We start from the raw sequence: 20,920 nt of genomic DNA on the forward strand, positions 1-20,920 counted from the left end.
GCCATGCTGCGTTGGAATCGGGCTCGGACTGCTCATTTACACCTCGTAAATTCCGCGTCCTCGCCCAATTCCGCCTTGCCTGGCTCTAGCTCAAAAGCTCCGAAACCGATGCTCAAGGGGCGCGGTATGCCCGCGCGAGCCACAACGCAAGTTCCACCTCGCACAACAATAAAATCGCAGGAGAACGCAGCATGTACGATTCCGATATCACCCTGGCACCGCCGCGGACCGCGGGCGTCGCGGCCAAAGGCAAGTTCAGCAAGAGTCTGGGGCTCGGTGCCCTGCTCTCGGTCTCCATTGGCCTGGTGGTTTCCCAGGGCGTAATGGTGCTGATGCTGCAAGGCGCGGGCATTGCCGGGCCGGGCTTCCTCATTCCGTTGTTTATCGCCTTTCTGCTGGCGCTGAGCTACATCTTCTCCTTCGCCGAACTGTCGCTGATGATCCCCCGCGCCGGCAGCCTGAGCAGCTACACCGAGGTAGCCCTAGGGCACTTCCCGGCGATCGTCTCGACCTTCTCCGGTTACGTGGTGGTGGCGATGTTCGCCCTCTCGGCCGAGCTGCTGCTGCTCGACCTGATCATCAACCAGGTCTATCCCGGCGTGTTCCCGCACATGACCATCGCCTTCGGCGTGCTGGTACTGTTCACCCTGCTCAACCTGCTCGGCATCGACATCTTCGCCCGCCTGCAGACCGCCCTGGCCACGATCATGGTGATAGTGCTGCTGGCCCTCGGCCTGGCCGCAGTCAGCGGCAGTGGTAGCGAGCCGGCGCTGAGCAGCAGCCTGCCGCAGGACTGGAACCCCATGGGTGCCGGGGTGCTGACCCTGGTGGCGCTGGCCATCTGGGGTTTTGTCGGGGCCGAGTTCGTCTGCCCGCTGGTGGAAGAGTCGCGCCGCCCCGAACGCAACATTCCCTGGGCGATGATCATCGGCGTGACGGTGATCTTCCTCACCATCGCCCTGTATGCCATCGGCGCGCTCTACTACGTGCCCCAGGACAAGCTGGCCAGCGATGCGCTGCCGCACTTCCTCTACGCCACCGCGCTGTTCGGTGAAACCGGCAAGCATGTGCTGGTGATCGCCGCGCTCACCGCCACCTGCAGCACCCTCAACACCTCGCTGGCGGCCATCCCGCGGATGCTCTACGGCATGGCGCAGAACGGCCAGGCGTTTCCGCAGTTCAAGCTGCTCAGCCGTGGCTTCAACACCCCCTGGGTGGCCGTGCTGTTCGTCGCCGCCATCACCGGTATTCCGGTGCTGTTTATGGGTGACAACCCCGGTGCGGTCAATCTGCTGCTGATCGCCGCGGCCATCGCCTGGCTGCTGGCCTATATCGTCTGCCACCTGGACGTGATCGCCCTGCGCCGCCGTTATCCGCACCTGGCGCGCCCGTTCAAGACGCCGTTCTACCCGCTGCCACAGCTGCTCGGCATCCTCGGCATGCTGGTGTCGATCTACTACGCCTCGCCGACCCCGGAGATGGCGGTATCGATCTTCACCAGTGCCGGTGTGGTGCTGGGCCTGGTGTCGCTGATCGCCGTAGTCTGGATCAAACTGGTCATGCGCAAACCGCTGTTCACCCCGGTGCCGCTGGACGAGGTTCTGGCGCGCAAATGAGCTACCGCCGGGGCGACTGATTGCGCCCCGGCAATTCAACAACATGTAAACAGGCGAGGCCGCTGTCATGACACTCCCCCAGAACCCAACCCGTACCACCCGTGATTACCAGGCGCTGGATGCGGCCCACCACATCCACGCCTTTGTCGACCAGAAGGCGCTCAACGCCGAAGGCCCGCGCGTGATGGTGCGCGGCGAGGGCCTGCACCTGTGGGACAACGACGGCCAGCGCTACCTGGACGGCATGTCCGGCCTGTGGTGCACCAACCTCGGCTACGGCCGCAAGGACCTGGCCGCCGCCGCCACCCGTCAGCTGGAGCAGCTGCCGTACTACAACATGTTCTTCCACACCACTCACCCGGCGGTGGTGGAGCTGTCCGAGCTGCTATTCAGCCTGCTGCCGAGCCACTACAGCCACGCCATCTACACCAACTCCGGCTCCGAGGCCAACGAGGTGCTGATCCGCACCGTGCGCCGCTACTGGCAGATTCTCGGCAAACCGCAGAAGAAGGTGATGATCGGCCGCTGGAACGGCTACCACGGCTCCACCCTGGGCAGCACCGCCCTCGGTGGCATGGGCTTTATGCACGAGATGGGCGGCATGCTGCCGGACTTCGCCCATATCGGCGAACCCTACTGGTACGTGCAGGGCGGCGAGCTGTCGGAAGCAGAATTCGGCCTCAAGGCGGCCCGCGAGTTGGAAGCCAAGATCCTCGAACTGGGTGCCGACAACGTCGCCGCCTTCGTCGCCGAACCCTTCCAGGGTGCCGGCGGCATGATCTTCCCACCGGCCAGCTACTGGGCGGAAATCCAGCGCATCTGCCGCAAATACGACGTGCTGCTGAGCGCCGACGAAGTCATCGGTGGTTTCGGCCGTACCGGCGAGTGGTTCGCCCACCAGTACTTCGGTTTCGAGCCGGACACCCTGACCATCGCCAAAGGCCTGACCAGCGGCTACATCCCCATGGGCGGCCTGGTGCTGAGCAAGCGCATGGCCGAGGTGCTGGTGCAGCAGGGCGGTGTATTCGCCCACGGCCTGACCTACTCCGGACATCCGGTGGCGGCGGCCGTGGCCATCGCCAATATCAAGGCGCTGCGTGACGAAGGCGTGGTCAGCCAGGTCAAGAACGACAGCGGCCCGTACTTGCAGCAGTGCCTGCGCCAGGTGTTCGAGGGCCATCCGCTGGTTGGTGAAATCCAGGGCGCCGGCCTGGTCGCCGCCCTGCAGCTGTGCGAAGACAAGTCCAGCCGCAAGCGCTTCGCCAACGAGACCGACATCACCTGGCGTTGCCGCACGATTGGCTTCGAGGAAGGCCTGATCATCCGCGCCACCGGCGGGCGCATGATCATGGCACCGGCCCTGGTGGCCACGCACGGCGACCTCGACGAGCTGGTCGGCAAGACCAAGCTGGCGCTGGATCGCACCGCCATGGAACTGGGTTTGCTGTAAGCAAACGCCGGGAATAAAAAAGCCGCGCACTGCGCGGCTTTTTGCTGGCCGACGGAATCAGTCGCCGTAGATATCAAAAGTGAAGTACTTGGCCTGAATCTTCTGGTACTCGCCGCTGGCGCGAATCGCCTGGATGGCGGCATTCAGCTTGCCGAGCAGCTCAGTGTCGCCCTTGCGCACGGCGATGCCAGCACCTTCACCGAAATACTTCGGGTCGGTAAACGCCGGGCCGACGAAGGCGAAGCCCTTGCCGTTGGCGGTTTTCAGAAAGCCTTCATCCACCGGGATGGCGTCGGCCAGGGTGCCGTCAAGGCGCGCGGAAATCAGGTCCAGGTAGATTTCGTTCTGCGAGCTGTAGCGCACCACTTCAACGCCTTGCGCGGCCAGCACTTCGCTGGCGAAACGGTCGGTGGTGGTCGAACGCTGCACGCCAATACGCTTGCCCTTGAGGTTGCTGAAATCAGCGGCGACTTCGCTGCCGGCCTTCATCACCAGGCGCGCCGGGCTGTAGTAGTACTTGCCAGTGAAATCCACCGATTTGCGCCGATCATCAGTGATGGTCATGGACGACAGGATGGCGTCGACCTTCTTCACCTTGAGCGAGGGAATCAGGCCATCGAACTCCTGCTCGACCCATTGGCAGTCGGTCTTCATTTCAGCGCACAGGGCGTTGCCGATATCCACGTCAAAACCGGCGATCTGCCCGCTGGACTCTTTGAACGCAAACGGCGGATAGGCGGCCTCGATACCCAGACGCAAGGGTTTGTCTGCGGCGAACAGACTGGAGGCGATCAAACTCAGGGCGATGCCGCCCGCCAGGACGATTTTCTTCATGCTGTGGATTCCTGCTGAGGGAGTGACAGGCCCGTACCACCTGGCATTGCTGCGCAGGTGGCACGGGCAACGACGGTTGCTGCAAGACAGAAGAAAGACGCGTCAGGTTTGCACCTGAGCGAGAAGCGATGGCTGGGTAGCACGCATGGACGGGTCATCTGCCAGTCTCGATTTATACTTTAAATTCCATACTGGACTTATATGTACAAATCTTCAACCGCCCAGCCAAATGGCACCGGACCAATGGCCTGATCGGCATCTGGGTACGACTGGCGCAGGTTAAAGGTCGGGATGGCACCTAGGGCGCTTGCAGATACTCGGCGAAGAAGCGGTCGAGTTCGCCGCCGTACTGGTCGAGGCTGTACAGGGTATCGGCAGCCAGCAGGTCGAGCAGAATCAGGCCGTTGACGCTCGAATCCTGCTCGGCGGCGGCGCGCAGGCGCTGCGCCATGCCCAGGTTGACCTGACGCAGATTGCGATACACCTCGCGCAATCCGGCCAGATCCCAGTCCGCCGCCAGGCCATGCTGGGTGCGCAGGTACTGCCCTAGCAGGTAGCTGCCCAGCACCCGGAACAGCGTCTCGTCGCTGCCGCTGAAGGGCTGATGAAACCAGGCCATGGCCTTGAGCAGGCGCGTATGCGGACAACCGCTGGCCGCCCCTATGGCCCCCAACAGCGAGCCGGCCGCGCGCTGCAACGTGGTGCGTTGGCTGATTTCCCGATCACGCCAGCGCACCCGCACATCCACAGGCTCGAAGGAGGCATGCCTGGCCAGCATGTTCACCGGCTGCTGCAAGGCCGCGGCAAAGGGACAGAGTTGCACCTCGCTGGCGGCCAGCGGGCAATGTGGGCACTGCTGAAAGTCCAGGTGCGTCCAGGCTGCCGCTTGCGCTAACTCGACCGTCCCGACCAAGGCCACATCATGCTCGACCGACTGCCCATCGGCGAAGGTGAAACGGTAAGCGATGAGCGTGTCGGTCTGATCAGGCGGCATGGTCTAACCTAAATCATTCACGGGAAGCTGCACGCAATAGCACTCAGCCATAGATGGCATAAGAGTGACGTCTTGATTCTGGCAGCCCTGGGTGACTCGGCTAACACTCTAGCTCAAGAGCTTACTCTTGCTGCCACAGGAGCTTGAAATGGAAGGATTCAAGGCGCAACTGCTGCTGGTTCTGATCGAGAAAATCAACCTGGGCATCATCGTGTTGGACGCCGCCTTACGCATTCAGCACTGGAACGCCTTTGTCGCCGAGCGCTGCGCCATACCGCTCGAACAGGCAAGCGGGCAACCCTTCGTGGAGATATTCCCGCAAGCCCACTCGCCAGCGTTCGCTCGCATAGTCGAACTGGCCCACGGCGACTCCCAGCACGTCTACAACCACTGGCTGGAAATGCCACCGCTGAAGCTGCAGGCGAACAGCCCAGAGTCCGACCGCCTGGCCCTGCAGAGCAACCTGTTCTTCCCCTTCAACACCCCGGACGGCAGCCAGTACTTTGGCCTGGTGGTATACGACACCAGCGTCGTGGCGCAGGCCAACGAACAACTCAAGGCCGCGCTCAAGGCGCTGGGCAGCAAGCAGGCCGAGCAGGACCAGCTGCTGCGCAAACTGGAGACCGCCAACAGCCAGTTGCTGCAGTCGGAGAAGATGGCGGCGATCGGCCAACTGGCGGCGGGGGTCGCCCACGAAATCAACAACCCCATCGGCTATGTGTTCTCCAACCTCAAGACCCTCGACGGCTACGTGCGCGACCTGCTGAAGATCGTCGATGCGGTGGAAGGCGTGGCCGACCTCGACGAGCTGCGCCAGCTCAAGCGCAACCTGGAGTACGACTATATCCGCGGCGACGTGGCGGCCTTGATCAGCGAGTCGGAAGACGGCATCGACCGGGTCAAGCGGATCATCAGCGCGCTCAAGGACTTCTCCCATATCGAGGAAGACGAGTTCCGCCCGGCCGACCTGCACCGCGGCCTGGATACCACCCTCAACGTGGTCAACAACGAGCTCAAGTACAAGGCCGAGGTGATCAAGGAATACGGCGAGCTGCCCGAAGTCGAGTGCATCCAGTCGCAGATCAACCAGGTGGTGATGAACCTGCTGGTCAATGCCGCCCATGCCATCGAGCAGTTCGGCCGCATCACCCTGCGCACCGGGCGTGACGAGGACTGGGTGTGGGTCGAGGTCGAGGACACCGGCGGCGGCATCGAAACCAAGCTGCTCAACCGCATCTTCGAACCCTTCTTCACCACCAAGCCGGTGGGCAAGGGCACCGGCCTGGGCCTGGCGCTGTCCTACAACATCATGCAGAAGCACAGCGGCAGCATCGAGGTGCACAGTGAGGTTGGCGTCGGCACGCGCTTTCGCCTCAACCTACCGATCGCCCAACCCAGCGCCAAGCCGGAGCAGGATGGCTCGAGCCTATGAGCGCCGCGGAAAACCAGGTGCTGGCCACCTTGCTGCTGGTCGATGACGAGGAAAACATCCTCAACAGCCTGCGCCGGATCTTGCGCAGCGAGCCCTATGCACTGCTGAGCTGCAACGATGGCGAGTCGGCCCTGCAACTGCTCGAACAGCAGCGGGTTGACCTGGTGATTTCCGATGCACGCATGCCCGGCATGGACGGTGCAACCCTGCTGGCCCAGGTGCAGCAACGCTGGCCCAGCTGCCTGCGCATCCTGCTCACCGGCTATGCCGACCTGACCACCACGGTCAGGGCGATCAACCAGGGGCAGATCTACCGCTATATCAGCAAGCCCTGGGACGACAACGAGCTGCGCCTGATCATTCGCCAGGCCCTGGCCTTCCAACACTCAGAGCGCGAGCGCCTGCGCCTGGAGCAGCTCACCCACGAGCAGAACCAGCGCCTGCAGGAACTCAATGCGACCCTCGAGCAGCGCGTGCGCGACCGCACCGGCGAGCTCGAACAGACCGCCGACATGCTCGACCTGGCCTACGCCGAGTTGCGCCGCAGCTATGTCACCGCCACCGAAGTATTCGCCAACCTGGTCGGCCAGCGCCTGAGCAAGGAGCGCCAGACCAACACCCAGGTCATCACCCTAGTCAAGGCCTACGCCGAACTCCATCGGCTCGACGAGGCCAGCAGCAACGACCTGACCATGGCCGCGGCCCTGTACAACATCGGCAAGCTGACCTGGGATGACCATCTGCTGGAGCGCCCATCCGACCTGATGTACAAGGACGAACGGACGCGCTATCGCCAATACCCGCTGATCGGCGAGAGCCTGCTAATGGCCCTGGAGCCCGTGCAGGATGCCGGCCACCTGATCCGCCACCACCAGGAGCGCTGGGATGGCCAGGGCTTTCCCGATCGGTTGGCCGGCGAAGCCATTCCCCTGGGCGCGCGCCTGCTCAAGCTGGCCGTGGACTTTATCGAGCTGCAGCGCGGCCTGGTGCTGGAGCGTCGCCTGAACCGCGACGAGGCCCTGCTGCTGATGCAGAAATACAGCGGCCGGCTCTACGACCCAACGCTCTGCAGCGAATTTATCGAGCTGTGCACCACCCTCGCCCCGGACCTGGCCCTGGCCGATGCCAGCATCCTCGCCCTGGAAACCCGCCGCCTGGAGCCGGGGATGATCCTGGCGCGCAACCTCCACGCGGAAAGCGGCATGCTCCTGCTCAACGAGGGCAAACCCCTGAGCCGGGCGCTGATCGACAAGCTGGTTGCCTTCGAGGCCTCCGAAGGCGGCCACTACACCCTGTTCGTGCGCAAACCTGAAGCCGCCCCACCGGCCCAAGATGGAGAGCCGTGATGATCAAGATCCAGCTGCTGGACGACGAGCCACATATCCTCAAGGCCCTGCAACGGGTGCTGCATCCGTACGATTGGGAGATCCATCCCTTCGACGACCCGCAGGTGGCGTTGCAGGCTCTCACCGAGCACAACTACGCCGTGGTCATCTCCGACCTGCGCATGCCGCAGCTGGATGGCATCACCTACCTGCAATTCGCCAAGCAGCGCCAGCCCCATGCCATCCGCATGCTGCTCAGCGGCCATGGCGACCGCGACACGATGATGAAGGCGATCAACCAGGCCGAGGTCTACCGCTTCCTCTCCAAGCCCTGGGAAGACTACGAACTGGTCACCGGGGTGCGCGCCGCCATCGACCTGCACCTGCTGCGCGAGGAGAACCAGCGCCTGCTGGCCCAGGTGCGCAACCAGCAATCGGCCTTGGAGCGGCAGCAGCAAGAGTTGCTGCGCCTGGAAAGCGAACACCCCGGCATCACCCGGGTCAAACGCGACGAGCAGGGCCACGTGCTGCTCGACCTCGACGAACCACTAGAGCCAGAGCCGAACCAATAGTCGCCCTAGATCGGGGCGGCCGCTACCGGGGCTGAACCTGCCCGCCGCAAGATGCCGCGCGGATGATCGTGAAGCGCGGCGGGCAATCAAGAATGATGCTCAGCTGCGCATGATTCCGCTGGGGGTATCAGCCCCCTAGGCCGGCGAAGACATCAGCCACAACTACGCTATAGAGGGAATGCTTTGAATACCAAACCTGTCAGCTTTAGCGGCCTGCTCGAGGTGGTGACAACCCTTGGTCGCTATTGGTTGGAGAGAGTCGAGCCCCCCAAGGATGCCCCCCGCCATGAACAGAAAAAACCCAGTCTGGAAACTGTTACTGATCGATGATGATGAAGACGACTTCATCATCATTCGCGACCTGTTGCGGCAAAACCCTGGGATCGACCTCCAGCTGGACTGGTGCGGCGGCTTCCGGCCAGGCCTGGAAATCCTCCTGCACCAGGAGCACGACCTCTACCTGGTGGACTACCGGCTGGGTGCCGAGTCCGGTTTGGAGCTGATCGACAACGCCCTGCAGCAGGGCGTAAGCAAACCCATCATCCTGCTCACCGGGCAGAGCGACGCCCGCCTGGATGCCAGCGCCATCGAGCTGGGGGCCGCCGATTATCTGGTCAAGGGGCAGTTCGACAGCCTGCAGTTGCTGCGCAGCATTCGCTACGCCATCGACCGCAGTCGGGCCAGCGTCGAGTTGGCCAACAGCGAACACCGCTACCGCCTGCTGTTTGAGGCCAACCCCGAAGCCATGTGGGTGTTCAACAAAGAAAGCCTGCGCTTCCAGGCCACCAACCTCGCGGCCACTCGCCTGCTGGGCTACTCCCAGGCCGAGTTCCTGGCCATGAGCGTGCTGGATATCCGCAGCCCGGAGGAGCAGGCACGCTTTCTCAGCTACTTCAACTCGGCCCTGCGCAGCTCGCCGATAGTCGCCCCCCAGGCGGGGGTGTGGACTTACCGGCACAGGGCCGGCCACGACATCTTTGCCGACGTGCTGGTGCATGACTTTGAGTTCGATCGCCAGCCCTGCTGCCTGGTGCTGGCCATAGACGTCACGGAAACACACAAGGCACGCCTGGAAGCCAGCCGCCGCGAGCAATCCCTGCGCAAGCTGCTCAACGATACCCGCGACGCCCTGCTGGTAGTCGATGCCCAAGGCCGGCTGCATTACGCCAACCCCGCTGCCGAACGGCTGTTCAAGGCCAGCCAGACTCAACTGCAACAGCTGCGACTCGACCTGCCCCTGAACGAGGAAGAACTCTTCGAGTGGAGCCTGACCACCCCGGAAGGCGAAACCCTCGAGGTGGAGGTCCATCAGTCCGACACCGACTGGGACGGCCAGCAGGTGCGCCTGCTGTCGCTCCGCGATATCAGCGAGCGCCGCTACGCGGAAAAACAGTTGCGCCTGCTCAAGCGCAGCCTGGAATCCAGCTACAACGGCGTGGTCATCACCGATGCCCTGGCCGCCGACCAGCCGATCATCTACATCAACCCGGCGTTCGAACGCATCACGGGCTACGCCGAGGCCGAAGTCCTCGGGCGCAACTGCCGCTTCCTGCAAGGAGATGAGCACGACCAGCCGGCGCTCGCCTTGATCCGCCACAGCCTGCAGCAACGGATCGAGGTGCATGTGGTGGTGCGCAACTACCGCAAGGACGGCAGCCCATTCTGGAATGACCTGTATATCTCCCCGGTACTCGATGAACAGGGCCAGGTCAGCCACTTTATCGGCGTGCAGAACGACATCAGCGAGGAAAAACGCTACCAGGCGGAGCTCAGCTTCAACGCCAGCCACGACGTGCTCACCGGCCTACCCAACCGCGCCCTGCTGGAAGACCGCCTGCGCCAGGGCTGCCAGATTTCCCAGCGCTACCAGCGCAGCCTGGCGGTGATGTTTATCGACCTGGATGGCTTCAAGCCGATCAACGACTCGATCGGCCACGACTCGGGCGACCAGATCCTTATCGAAGTGGCGCAACGCTTGTGTCAACAGGTACGCCCCGGCGACACCGTGGCGCGTATGGGTGGCGACGAGTTTCTGGTGCTGCTGCCGGATCTGGCGCGGGAGGAAGATGTACTGCTGGTGGCCGAACGCATTCTCGCCAGTATCGCCCGCCCCTATCTGATCGATAGCACTGAACTGCATATCACCGCGAGCATCGGCATCACCCTCAGCGACGGCCTGCTGACACAGCCCGCGCAACTGATTCAGCAAGCCGACCTGGCCATGTACAAGGCCAAGCAGGAAGGCCGTAACAACTACCAGTGGTACACCAACGACCTCAACCACAGGGTGGGCGAGCGGGTCACCCTGCGCAACGAACTGCAGAAGGCCCTGGATAACCAGGCGTTCAACCTCCATTACCAACCGCAGATCGATGGCCGCACCGGCCGCGTGGTCGGGATCGAGGCCTTGCTGCGCTGGAACCATCCGCAGCGCGGCTTTATCCCACCGGGGGTATTCATCCCAGTGGCAGAAGACACCGGGCAGATCATCCCCCTGAGCGCCTGGGTGCTCGATACCGCCTGCCGGCAGATGCGCCAACTGTGTGACCAAGGCATGACCGGGCCATCGGTAGCGGTGAATATTTCCTCGATTCATTTCCAACGCAGCAACTTCGTCGACAGCGTGCGGGCAGTGCTGCACAAGCATCAGCTCGATGCCTCCCTGCTGGAGCTGGAAATCACCGAGGGAGTACTGCTCAACCATGCCGAACGGGCCATCGAGACCCTGCACCAGCTGAAGAAACTCGGGGTGCGAATCGCCATCGACGACTTCGGCACCGGCTTCTCCAGCCTCAACTACCTCAAGCGCCTGCCCATCGACAAGGTGAAGATCGACCGCTCCTTCGTCGAGGAGATCATCAGCGACCAGCACGACGCGGCCATCACCCAGGGCATCATCTCCATGGCCCACCACCTACGGCTCAAGGTCATCGCCGAGGGAGTGGAAACCGAACCGCAGTTCGCCTTCCTGAAGAAAAGTCATTGCGACCTGTTCCAGGGCTATTACTTCGCCAAGCCCATGCCCTTCGCCGAACTCGAACCCTTTATGCGCGAGCGCATGCTGACCCAGGGGCCAGCACTGCCCCAACTGGCCGTTGGAGAACCAGCGCAGACCTTGCTGCTGCTGGATGATGAGGAGAATATCCTGCGCGCACTGGCGCGCCTGCTGCGCCGCGATGGCTACAAGATCCTGATGGCGACCCGCGCCCAGGATGCCTTCGAGCTACTGGCCAAACACGATATCCAGGTGATCCTCTCCGACCAGCGCATGCCGGAGATGAGCGGCACCGAGTTCTTCAGCCGGGTCAAGGACCTGCACCCCGAGACCATCCGCATCGTGCTGTCGGGTTATACCGACCTGAAATCGGTCACCGATGCGATCAACCAGGGGGCCATCTACCGCTTCTTGACCAAACCCTGGGACGACGAACAGCTCAGGCAAATCATCGGCCAAGCCTTCCGCTCCTACCACCAGGCCAAGGAAAAGGACGCCGGCACCCCGACGCCTCAGCTGCCAGCCGCCTAAACGGTGTTTAACGGCCCAGCAGCAAACAACCGGCTAGGGCTTCCAGCGCTCGGCCGCGGCCTGGTCGGAGCAACGCCCTTCGACCCAGCGCGGGCCTTCGGCGGTGTCTTCCTTCTTCCAGAACGGCGCGCGGGTTTTCAGGTAATCCATCACGAAGTTGCAGGCATCGAACGCCGCCTGACGGTGAGCACTGCTGGTGCCGACGAAGACGATCGGCTCACCCGGCTCCAGGCGGCCAATACGGTGGACGACCTCGATACCCAGCAGCGGCCAGCGCTGCGTGGCTTCCTCGGCAATCTTGGCCAGGGCCTTTTCGGTCATGCCAGGAAAGTGCTCGAGAAACATGCCGCCGACTTCGCGCCCCTCATTGAAATCGCGCACATAGCCGACAAAGCTGACCACCGCGCCAATACCCAGGTTGGCGGCATGCAGGGCGTTGAGCTCAACACCCGGATCGAAGGGTTGCGACTGGACGCGAATGCTCATGCTTAACCGCCGGTTACAGTGGGAAAGAACGCCACTTCATCGCCGGCCATGAGCGGCTCTTCCAGACTGCAGAGCTCCTGATTACGCGCGCACATCAGGTTCTGCTCGGCCAGCACATCCCACACCCCGCCGCGGGCCAGCAGGTGTTGGCGCAGCTGTTCAAGGTCGGTAAAGCTGTCACTCAGTTGCTCGCCATCCAGGCCCAGGGCCTCGCGGTAACGGGCGAAATACTGCACGCGGATCATGCTTGCTCTCCTGCAATGCTCTCTACCTTGAAGGCACCGCTTTTGCCGCCAACCTTCTCCAGCAGGCGCACGCTTTCGATCACCATGCCGCGATCCACCGCCTTGCACATGTCATAGATGGTCAGCGCGGCAACGCTGGCGGCGGTCAGGGCTTCCATCTCCACCCCGGTCTGCCCGGTCAGCTTGCAGCGCGCGGTGATGCGCACCGCATCCGCGCCCTCAGGCGTCAGCTCGACCTTGACGCTGGTGAGCATCAGCGGGTGGCACAACGGAATCAGGTCGCTGGTTTTCTTCGCCGCCTGAATACCGGCAATCCGTGCCACGGCGAACACATCGCCCTTGGGGTGGTCGCCCTGAGCAATCATCTGCAGGGTTTCTGGGCGCATGCGCACCAAAGCTTCGGCCACGGCTTCACGGACGGTCAGGGCTTTATCGCTGACATCGACCATATTGGCGCGGCCTTGGGAATCGAGATGGGTTAACACAGACAGACTCCAGGCAGGTGTCCGGTGATTGTAAACCCAGGGGTCAGGTTTCGGCACCTGTGAATGCCGAGGGATTCAGACGGGAGGTAACTGCGGCGTCCGGCCCAGCAGGCATAAGTGCCTGCTGGGCGAACGTGAGCAAGGTTTACATATGGGTTTCGGCGTACTCGGCGAGGATGGAACGCGGCACACCCTGCAGGGTGATATGCACGCCATGCTCGAAGTCTTTGAAGCGCTCCGTCAGGTAGGTCAGGCCCGAGCTGGGTGCCGACAGGTAAGGGGTATCGATCTGCGCCAGGTTACCCAGGCACACCACTTTGGAACCGCTGCCGGCACGGGTGATGATGGTTTTCATCTGGTGCGGGGTGAGGTTCTGACATTCGTCGATCAGGATCAGGCTCTGCTGGAAGCTACGGCCGCGGATGTAGTTGAGGGATTTGAACTGCAGCGGGACCTTTTGCAGGATGTAGTCGACGCTGCCGTGGGTGTTCTCGTCGTCCATATGCAGGGCTTCGAGGTTGTCGGTGATCGCGCCGAGCCAGGGTTCCATCTTCTCGGCTTCGGTGCCGGGCAGAAAGCCGATCTCCTGATCCAGCCCCTGCACGCTGCGGGTGGCGATAATCCGGCGGTAGCGCTTGCTGACCATGGTTTGTTCGATGGCCGCCGCCAGGGCCAGGATGGTTTTACCGGAACCGGCCGCGCCGGACAGGTTGACCAGGTGGATGTCCGGATCAAGCAGGGCAAACAGCGCCAGTGACTGGTAGATATCCCGCGGCCGCAGGCCCCAGGCTTCCTGGTGCATCAAGGGCTCCTGGTGCATGTCGAGAATCAGCAGTTCACCGTGCTTGATGCCCTTGATCCAGCCGACAAAACCCTGCTCGTCGATGATGAACTCGTTGACGTGCACCGCCGGCAGGTTGTCGGTGAGTTGCACGCGGTGCCAGGTACGGCCGTGATCCTGACGGGTTTCCACCTTGTTCACGCGGTCCCAGAAGGAGCCATCCATGTTGTGGTAACCCTGCGACAGCAAGGACACGTCGTCGACCAGTTGGTCGGTGTGGTAATCCTCGGAATCGATGCCACAGGCGCGCGCCTTCAGGCGCATGTTGATGTCTTTGGTCACCAGCACCACGTTGAGACCGGGGCGGCGGGACTTCAGCTCGACCAGCTGGTTGATGATCTTGTTGTCGTTGAGGTCTTCCGGCAGCCAGGTCACCGGAGTTGCACTCTTGCTCATAAGAATCGACAGGAAGCCACACGGGCCGCTCTTGTCGCGCTGGATGGCGACGCCGTGCTCCACTTCCTCCGGGTTGGCGCTGCCAAGAATCTTGTCGATCAGACGGATGGCCTGGCGGCACTCGGCAGCCACACCCTGTTTGCCGGTTTTAAGCTTGTCCAGTTCCTCCAGTACGGTCATCGGGATGGCGACATGGTGCTCCTGAAAATTCAGCAGCGCGTTGGGGTCGTGGATCAGCACATTGGTGTCGAGGGCGTACAGGGTTGGGGCGGTGGGCTTGGAGCGTCCGTGGTCATCCATACTCGGTCACCTTCTTGTAGTAGCCAAGCGGCGCAGGGGCGAGTGCGCCGCGGAGGGGCCGCCGACTCCTCAGTGCCGAGGCTGAGAAGGCTGCAAGTAGGTGAGGGCCAATGGCCGCCACCTGTCTGCAGGGTTCGGCGGTCTTGCCTTTTAGATACTCCAAAAAAGGTGACAGAAAAACGTATTTTTTGGTTTTTAACGGTTTATTTATCGCCGCGACAAATAGCGCTTGGCGACCTGCTCGCGCATCGTTAAAGTCGGAAGTCCCACCGGCCTTAGAGCCAACCGTTTTTTCGCTTCAGCCCCGCGTCACCCCGTGCTCATCGGCACAGCGATTGACCTCCACGGTCACATGCACCAGCTCCGCAATCCCCGCCAGCCGCGCCTTGTAGCGATCCGCCGAGCCGTCGCCATGGGTTACCACGCTAACGATGCAAGCGAACTGCGCCCGACCAACGCGCCATAGGTGCAGATCGGCCAGTTCGGTGTCCGCCTCCTGGGCCAAGGCGCTGCGCACGCGCTCGACCACCGGGCTGTCCATCTCGCGATCGAGCAGCACCTTGCCGGTTTCGATCAGCAGGCCCTTGGCCCACACCGCGATAATCAGCGCGCCGATAACCCCCATCAGCGGGTCGAGCCAATCCCAACCCAGCAGCAAGCCGCCCAGTAGCGCGACGATAGCCGCCACCGAGGTCAGCGCATCGGCCAGCACATGGATAAAGGCGGCGTGGCGATTAAGGTCCTTGCCCGCCACTGGCGCTGGATGATCGTGATCGTGATCGTGATCGTGATCGTGATCGTGATCGTGATCGGAATGAGCGTGCGCGCCGGCGTGGCTATGGCCATGCGCATGTCCGTGATCATGGCTATCGCGCAGCAACCAGGCAGACACCAGGTTGACCAGCAGGCCGACCACCGCCACGCCCAGGGCCATATCGAAGGCAATCACCTGGGGCTGCCACAAGCGCCAGAATGACTCGAAGGCCAGCATCGCCACCACCACCAACAGCAGCAGTGAACTGGCGAACCCGGCCAGCACCTCGACCTTCCAGGTGCCAAAGGCAAAGCGTGGATCATCGGCATAGCGCCGCGCCAGCAGATAGGCCAACGCCGTCAGGCCGATGGCGAGCATATGCGAGGCCATGTGCCAGCCATCGGCGAGCAAGGCCATGGAGTTGAAGGTGTAGCCGGCGACAATCTCCACCAGCATGGTCGCCCCGGTCAGCGCGGCAACGCGCCAGGCCTGGCGCTCGGCGGTGGTTTCCAGCGGGCGGTAAGCGTGGGACGGTTCCCAACGCGAATGGTTGCAGGCGGTCATGACAGCTCCTTGGAGGATTCGACCTGGGCAAACTACAACCCCGTGGCGGCCCCTGGGTCAAGCAGCAGGGCTGCAAACTTAAGCAATTGCCCTTATAGGTAGTCTCAACCGCCGCCAGCTTCTAGAATCGCCGCAGACTTTCAGGAGCACAGTTTTATGTTGATGGTGATTTCCCCGGCCAAGACCCTCGATTACGAGACACCGCCTGCGACCCCGCGCTTTACCCAGCCCGAACACCTCGACCACGCTCAGGACCTGATCCAGCAGTTGCGCGACTTCACTCCAGCGCAGATCGCCGAGCTGATGCACCTCTCGGACAAGCTCGCCGGTCTTAACGCCGCACGCTTCGGTAGCTGGGAGCGGCCGTTCAACCCGTCCAACGCCAAGCAGGCGCTGCTGGCGTTCAAGGGCGACGTGTACACCGGGCTTAATGCCGAGGATTTCAGCGAAGCCGATTTCGACTTCGCTCAGACCCACCTGCGCATGCTTTCCGGCCTGTACGGCGTGCTGCGCCCGCTCGACCTGATGCAGCCCTATCGCCTGGAAATGGGCACCAAACTGGCCAATCCGCGCGGCAATAACCTCTATGAGTTCTGGGGCGAACGCATCAGTGGCTGGCTGAATGAGGCGCTGGCCGCCCAAGGCGACGAGGTGCTGCTCAATCTGGCGTCCACCGAATACTTCAGCGCGGTGAAACGCAAGGCGCTGAATGCGCGGATCATCGACACCGAATTCAAGGACCTGAAAAACGGCCAGTACAAGATCATCAGCTTCTACGCCAAGAAGGCCCGCGGCCTGATGGCGCGCTATGTGATCAAGGAACGTCTGACCGACCCGGCCGGTCTCAAGGACTTCAACGATCAGGGCTACCGCTATTCGGCGGAGCACTCCAAGGCTGATAGTCTGGTATTCCTGCGCGACCACCCTGAGGCCTGAGTGATGCTATTCGGCGCAATCCTGGTACTGAGCTGGCTGATCCTGCTGATCCGCTACCCGAGCAAGGCGCTGCCAATTTCTCTTGCCGCGCTGGTCGGCCTGGGTCTGGTCGCCAGCTGGGTGCTCTGGCAGGAAAGCCGCGAGAACCGCCACCTGGCCCATCTGGAATTACGCCTGAGCTACGCCCCGGACAGTTGCCCGGCGGATCGCCCGCTGGCCCTGAATCTGAAAAACGCCAGCGAGGCCGCGCTGCTTGAGCTGCATTGGCAAATTGCCGCCTATCGCCCCGGCGACAGCGTCAACCTGGCCGAGCGTTTCTATGAAGCACCGCGCTACAGTGGGCCCGGCGAATTGCTGCCCGGCGCCAGCTGGCAGGACTGCCTGCCCTTGCCGACCTTGCGCAGCGGCTACCGCGCCCGCACCCTGGAATTTCGCGCCGAACGCCTGCAAGGCAGCTTCAGCCACTGAAAAACTACCTGCGTTGGCAACACTGCGTTGAAAACAGGCTCAGAATGCTCATTTACAGCAGTAAACTCCGCTTCCTCGCCTGTTTTCGCCTTGTCTTGCCTGCCTCGCCTACGTTTTTCAGCAACCTAATATCTACAACAACAAGGAAGCCTGCATGACCCAGCCCAGCGTACTGATCACCGGATGCTCCAGCGGCATCGGCCGCGCCCTCGCCGAGGTGTTCCAGCAGGCCGGTTATCAAGTCTGGGCCACGGCGCGCAAAGCCGAAGACCTCGCCGCCCTGAACGCCGCCGGCTTTCACGCCGTGCAGCTGGACGTCAACGATGGCCTGGGCCTGGGTCAGTTGGCCGAACGCCTGAAGGCCGAGATTGGCGGCCTCGACGTGCTGATCAACAACGCCGGCTACGGTGCCATGGGCCCGCTGCTCGATGGCGGGGTCGACGCCATGCGCAAGCAATTTGAAACCAACGTGTTCTCGCTGATTGGCGTGACCCGCGCACTGTTCCCGCTGCTGCGGCAGAACAAAGGCCTGGTGGTGAATATCGGCAGCGTCTCCGGCGTGCTGGTAACGCCGTTTGCCGGAGCCTACTGCGCCTCCAAGGCCGCCGTGCATGCGCTAACCGACGCGTTACGCCTGGAGCTAGCACCCTTTTCTATCGACGTGATGGAAGTGCAGCCCGGGGCGATTGCCTCCAGCTTCGGTGCCAATGCCAGCCAGCAGGCCGAGCTGTTGATCGACGAAGCCTCGCCCTGGTGGCCGATCCGCGAGGGCATTCGCGCCCGCGCCAATGCCTCGCAGGACAACCCCACCCCCGCCAGCCACTTTGCCCGCAACCTGCTGGCCGCCGTACAAGGCAGCCACCGTCCCAACCTGCTGCGCCTGGGCAATGGCAGTCGCAGCATGCCGCTGCTGGCCGCGCTGGTGCCCAAACGTTTGCTGGAAGCCGTGCTGAAAAAACGCTTCGGCCTTAACCGCAGCCTCTAGGAGCACTCACATGCGCGAGCCAAACCCCACCAGCGTCCCGGTTACCCGCCTGGCCATTGGCGGCGTGCTGGCGGTCATCGTGCTCAACCTGCTGCTGCGCACCTGGGTCAAACTCGGCGGGCTGTTTACCACGGCGCTGATCGCCACGCTGGTGGCCGCCGGCATGACCCTGTGGTTCTCCTGGCGCAACCGCCGCGCGCCCCTGCAAGGCGAGCGACGCCGCCTGCTCGCGCTGTATGGCGGCATCCTGGCGCTGCTCTATCTGGGTTTACTGGCGATGATGGCGTTACAGGACGATCCCAGCCCCATGGGGCTGCTGATCTTTAGCCTGCACTACTTCTGCTACCCGCTGCTGGCCTGGCTGTTTCTCACCAAGCTGCACAGCAAGCGAGACAAGTCCTAGAGGCTGTTTCGGATCTCGCGAGCTAGAGCGAGGCAAGGCGCTACGTAGTAACAGCCGCAGGCTGGTCAAAGCGCCAAGGAAGCGGAGTTTACGAATTGTAAATGAGCATTCCGAGGCTGTTTTTAACGCAGTATCGCCAACGCGCAGCAGATCCGAGACAGCGTCTTAGCGCTTGATGGTCTTGAGCAGATCATCCGGGGTGATATAGCCCACCGCGCCGCCCTTGCTCTGGGCGCTGCCGGGGTGGGGCTGGTGGAGGATATGGCCCTTCATTTTGCCGATGATGTGCATCTCGCAAGGCTTGCAGTCGAACTTCAGGGTCAGTACTTCGTCCTGATGAATCAGCTGCATGTCCGACACCTTGGTGCGCACGCCGGTGACGCCTTTGGCCTGTTTCGGGCAGAGGTTGAAGGAGAAGCGCAGGCAGTGCTTGGTGATCATCACTGGCACTTCGCCGGCTTCTTCATGGGCCTCGTAGGCGGCGTCGATCAGTTGCACGCCGTAACGCTTGTAGAAGGTGCGGGCCTTGTCGTTGTAGACGTTGGCGAGGAAGGTCAGGTGCGACTCCGGATACACCGGCGGCGGCACGCTGACAGCCTTGCGCCCGCCAAGCGGATGAGCAGCGACGCGGGCCTGGGTCAGGGCTTCGATGGCTTCGCGGCGCAGGGCCTTGAGTTGCGAGCCGGGGATAAACGGCACGCTTTCACAGTCGATCTGCGCGCCGGCACTGTAATAGATGGTGGTACCCAGTTTGCTCAAGCCATCGGCCAGCTGCTCGCGGGCCTGTTCGGCATCCTTGGCGGCGGCGAACGGGCCGGCCAGGCTGACGCTGGCGCTGATGCCTTCGTCGCTGGTGACGCTTACAGCCAGCTGATCGCCCTGCACGGCCATCTGCCAGCTGACCGCGATACGCCGCTCGGATGAGGTTTTCTGCAGCGCCTGCTGCCAGTTGTGGTCGAGGTTGCGATGCAGCGGCTGCAACGGACGCACGCGGTGCATGGCCTCGGGCATCTCATTAGGCTCGACGCGGTATCGGTAGCGCTTCTCGCCGTCTTCCTCGCCATTTTCAGTAAATGTGCCCTTAAGCTCGGCGATATTGGCGCGGAAACCTACCACTTCACGCTTGATCAGCACGTTAAGGCCATCGCCGTTGGACAGCGGCGTGTCGGTAACGGCGATCAGGTCGCGCTTGTTGACCTTTTCCACCACACCCACGGTCAGTCCGGTAAAGGTCGGTGAGTCGAACGCGCCGATGTCCACCTTGCGGTCGGTGACGAAATAATCGGTGCTGCCGCGGTGGAAGGTCTTGTCGGTGTCGGGGGTGAAGAAGTGCTCGGTGCGCCCACTGGAGGCGCGCTCCAGGTGCGGACGCTGCTCGAGAATCGCATCCAGCTCGCGGCGGTAGTGCGCGGTGATGTTCTTCACATAGCTCATGTCTTTGTAACGCCCTTCGATCTTGAACGAGCGCACGCCGGCATCCACCAGGTAGATCAGGTTGTCGGTCTGGTTGTTGTCCTTCATCGACAGCAGGTGCTTATCAAACGCCACCACGCGGCCCTGGTCGTCCTTCAAGGTGTACGGCAGGCGGCAGGCCTGGGAGCAGTCGCCACGGTTGGCGCTGCGCCCGGTCTGCGCGTGGGAGATATTGCACTGCCCGGAGAACGCCACGCACAGCGCACCATGGATAAAGAACTCGACCGCCGAATCGACGTTGCGGCAGATATTGCCGATCTCTTCCAGGTTCAGCTCGCGGGCCAACACCAGCTGCGAGAAGCCGGCGCCATCGAGGAAGCGCGCCTTGTCCAGGGTGCGGATATCGCACTGGGTGCTGGCGTGGATCTCGATGGGCGGAATGTCCATCTCCATCACGCCCATGTCCTGCACGATCAGCGCATCGACGCCGGCCTCATACAGCTGCCAGATCATCTGCCGCGCCGGTTCCAGTTCATCCTCATGCAGGATGGTGTTGAGGGTGACAAACACCCGCGCATGGAACAGGTGGGCAAATTGCACCAGCTCGGCAATCTCCGCCACGCTGTTGCTGGCGTTGTGCCGCGCCCCAAAGCCTGGCCCGCCGATATACACCGCATCGGCGCCGTGCAGGATGGCTTCCTTGGCAATCGCGGTATCGCGCGCCGGGCTCAGTAGTTCGAGGTGGTGCTTGGGCAGGGACATGATTTGGGTATCGGGCAGTCAATCAGGGCGGGCATTTTACTCCTAAAGCTGGATTTGTCTGTGCCCGCTTGGTAGTCGCCCAAACACTGTATATGCATACAGACAAAAGCCCGCGTAGAATTGGCCAATCAAA

The 20,920-nt window shown here is 62.5% G+C and carries 18 protein-coding genes; 10 read left to right on the forward strand and 8 right to left on the reverse strand.

The window, feature by feature from the left end:
- The first annotated feature begins 191 nt into the window (after positions 1 to 191).
- Both WBK23_RS06615 and WBK23_RS06620 read left to right on the forward strand, forming a co-directional pair.
- Positions 192 to 1,616 (forward strand): APC family permease, encoded by a 1,425-nt coding sequence (locus WBK23_RS06615; RefSeq protein WP_424483165.1) that lies wholly within the window; start codon positions 192 to 194, stop codon positions 1,614 to 1,616.
- A 67-nt stretch (positions 1,617 to 1,683) separates the two neighbouring features.
- Positions 1,684 to 3,066 (forward strand): aspartate aminotransferase family protein, encoded by a 1,383-nt coding sequence (locus tag WBK23_RS06620; RefSeq protein WP_424483166.1) that lies wholly within the window; start codon positions 1,684 to 1,686, stop codon positions 3,064 to 3,066.
- Positions 3,067 to 3,123: 57 nt separating this feature from the next.
- Here the strand turns inward: WBK23_RS06620 and WBK23_RS06625 are convergent, their stop codons facing one another.
- The gene (locus tag WBK23_RS06625) at positions 3,124 to 3,900 is read right to left on the reverse strand and encodes an ABC transporter substrate-binding protein (protein WP_424483167.1); all 777 of its coding nucleotides are present in this window, start codon (positions 3,898 to 3,900) and stop codon (positions 3,124 to 3,126) included.
- 298 nt (positions 3,901 to 4,198) lie between these two features.
- On the reverse strand, positions 4,199 to 4,894 hold the full coding sequence (locus WBK23_RS06630) for a DUF6901 family protein (RefSeq protein ID WP_424483168.1): 696 nt from the start codon (positions 4,892 to 4,894) through the stop codon (positions 4,199 to 4,201).
- Positions 4,895 to 5,042: 148 nt separating this feature from the next.
- Here WBK23_RS06630 and WBK23_RS06635 point away from each other — a divergent pair, with 148 nt between their 5' ends.
- From WBK23_RS06635 to WBK23_RS06650, 4 genes are all read left to right on the forward strand, one after another.
- Complete coding sequence (locus WBK23_RS06635; protein ID WP_424483169.1) at positions 5,043 to 6,326, forward strand: ATP-binding protein; 1,284 nt, start codon at positions 5,043 to 5,045, stop codon at positions 6,324 to 6,326.
- Positions 6,323 to 7,672 carry an HD domain-containing phosphohydrolase gene (locus WBK23_RS06640; RefSeq protein WP_424483170.1) on the forward strand — a complete coding sequence of 450 codons (1,350 nt, stop codon included), beginning with the start codon at positions 6,323 to 6,325 and terminating at the stop codon, positions 7,670 to 7,672. The genes WBK23_RS06635 and WBK23_RS06640 overlap by 4 nt, the downstream gene beginning before the upstream one ends.
- Complete coding sequence (locus tag WBK23_RS06645) at positions 7,672 to 8,223, forward strand: response regulator (RefSeq protein WP_424483171.1); 552 nt, start codon at positions 7,672 to 7,674, stop codon at positions 8,221 to 8,223. Before WBK23_RS06640 ends, WBK23_RS06645 begins: the two co-directional genes overlap by 1 nt.
- Before the next feature lie 286 nt (positions 8,224 to 8,509).
- The gene (locus WBK23_RS06650) at positions 8,510 to 11,749 is read left to right on the forward strand and encodes an EAL domain-containing protein (protein WP_424483172.1); all 3,240 of its coding nucleotides are present in this window, start codon (positions 8,510 to 8,512) and stop codon (positions 11,747 to 11,749) included.
- Between the two features lie 33 nt (positions 11,750 to 11,782).
- Here WBK23_RS06650 and moaE read toward each other — a convergent pair whose 3' ends face one another.
- The 5 genes from moaE to dmeF form a co-directional block, all read right to left on the reverse strand.
- Positions 11,783 to 12,235, reverse strand: a complete 453-nt coding sequence (moaE, locus tag WBK23_RS06655) for a molybdopterin synthase catalytic subunit MoaE (RefSeq protein ID WP_424483173.1) — start codon at positions 12,233 to 12,235, stop codon at positions 11,783 to 11,785.
- A gap of 2 nt (positions 12,236 to 12,237) precedes the next feature.
- A complete protein-coding gene (locus WBK23_RS06660; protein WP_424483174.1) occupies positions 12,238 to 12,480 on the reverse strand; it encodes a MoaD/ThiS family protein in 243 nt (80 codons plus the stop codon).
- A complete protein-coding gene (gene moaC, locus WBK23_RS06665) occupies positions 12,477 to 12,965 on the reverse strand; it encodes a cyclic pyranopterin monophosphate synthase MoaC (protein ID WP_424483175.1) in 489 nt (162 codons plus the stop codon). The genes WBK23_RS06660 and moaC overlap by 4 nt, the downstream gene beginning before the upstream one ends.
- Positions 12,966 to 13,110: 145 nt before the next feature.
- Positions 13,111 to 14,502, reverse strand: a complete 1,392-nt coding sequence (locus WBK23_RS06670) for a PhoH family protein (protein ID WP_275960946.1) — start codon at positions 14,500 to 14,502, stop codon at positions 13,111 to 13,113.
- A 298-nt stretch (positions 14,503 to 14,800) separates the two neighbouring features.
- Positions 14,801 to 15,820: a CDF family Co(II)/Ni(II) efflux transporter DmeF gene (dmeF, locus tag WBK23_RS06675; RefSeq protein WP_424483176.1), complete on the reverse strand. Its 1,020-nt coding sequence runs from the start codon at positions 15,818 to 15,820 to the stop codon at positions 14,801 to 14,803.
- A gap of 156 nt (positions 15,821 to 15,976) precedes the next feature.
- Between dmeF and yaaA the strand changes: the two genes are divergently transcribed.
- The 4 genes from yaaA to WBK23_RS06695 all read left to right on the forward strand — a co-directional run bounded on the left by yaaA (position 15,977) and on the right by WBK23_RS06695 (position 18,612).
- The gene (gene yaaA / locus WBK23_RS06680; RefSeq protein ID WP_424483177.1) at positions 15,977 to 16,756 is read left to right on the forward strand and encodes a peroxide stress protein YaaA; all 780 of its coding nucleotides are present in this window, start codon (positions 15,977 to 15,979) and stop codon (positions 16,754 to 16,756) included.
- Positions 16,757 to 16,759: 3 nt separating this feature from the next.
- Positions 16,760 to 17,224, forward strand: a complete 465-nt coding sequence (locus WBK23_RS06685) for a multidrug transporter (RefSeq protein ID WP_424483178.1) — start codon at positions 16,760 to 16,762, stop codon at positions 17,222 to 17,224.
- A 154-nt stretch (positions 17,225 to 17,378) separates the two neighbouring features.
- The gene (locus WBK23_RS06690; protein WP_424483179.1) at positions 17,379 to 18,209 is read left to right on the forward strand and encodes an SDR family oxidoreductase; all 831 of its coding nucleotides are present in this window, start codon (positions 17,379 to 17,381) and stop codon (positions 18,207 to 18,209) included.
- A gap of 10 nt (positions 18,210 to 18,219) precedes the next feature.
- Positions 18,220 to 18,612 carry a hypothetical protein gene (locus WBK23_RS06695; RefSeq protein WP_424483180.1) on the forward strand — a complete coding sequence of 131 codons (393 nt, stop codon included), beginning with the start codon at positions 18,220 to 18,222 and terminating at the stop codon, positions 18,610 to 18,612.
- 165 nt (positions 18,613 to 18,777) lie between these two features.
- Here WBK23_RS06695 and WBK23_RS06700 read toward each other — a convergent pair whose 3' ends face one another.
- Positions 18,778 to 20,787: a peptidase U32 family protein gene (locus tag WBK23_RS06700; protein WP_424483181.1), complete on the reverse strand. Its 2,010-nt coding sequence runs from the start codon at positions 20,785 to 20,787 to the stop codon at positions 18,778 to 18,780.
- Positions 20,788 to 20,920: the final 133 nt, after the last annotated feature.

Source organism: Pseudomonas sp. (assembly GCF_049653025.1).
In the GTDB taxonomy this organism is placed as follows: domain Bacteria; phylum Pseudomonadota; class Gammaproteobacteria; order Pseudomonadales; family Pseudomonadaceae; genus Aquipseudomonas.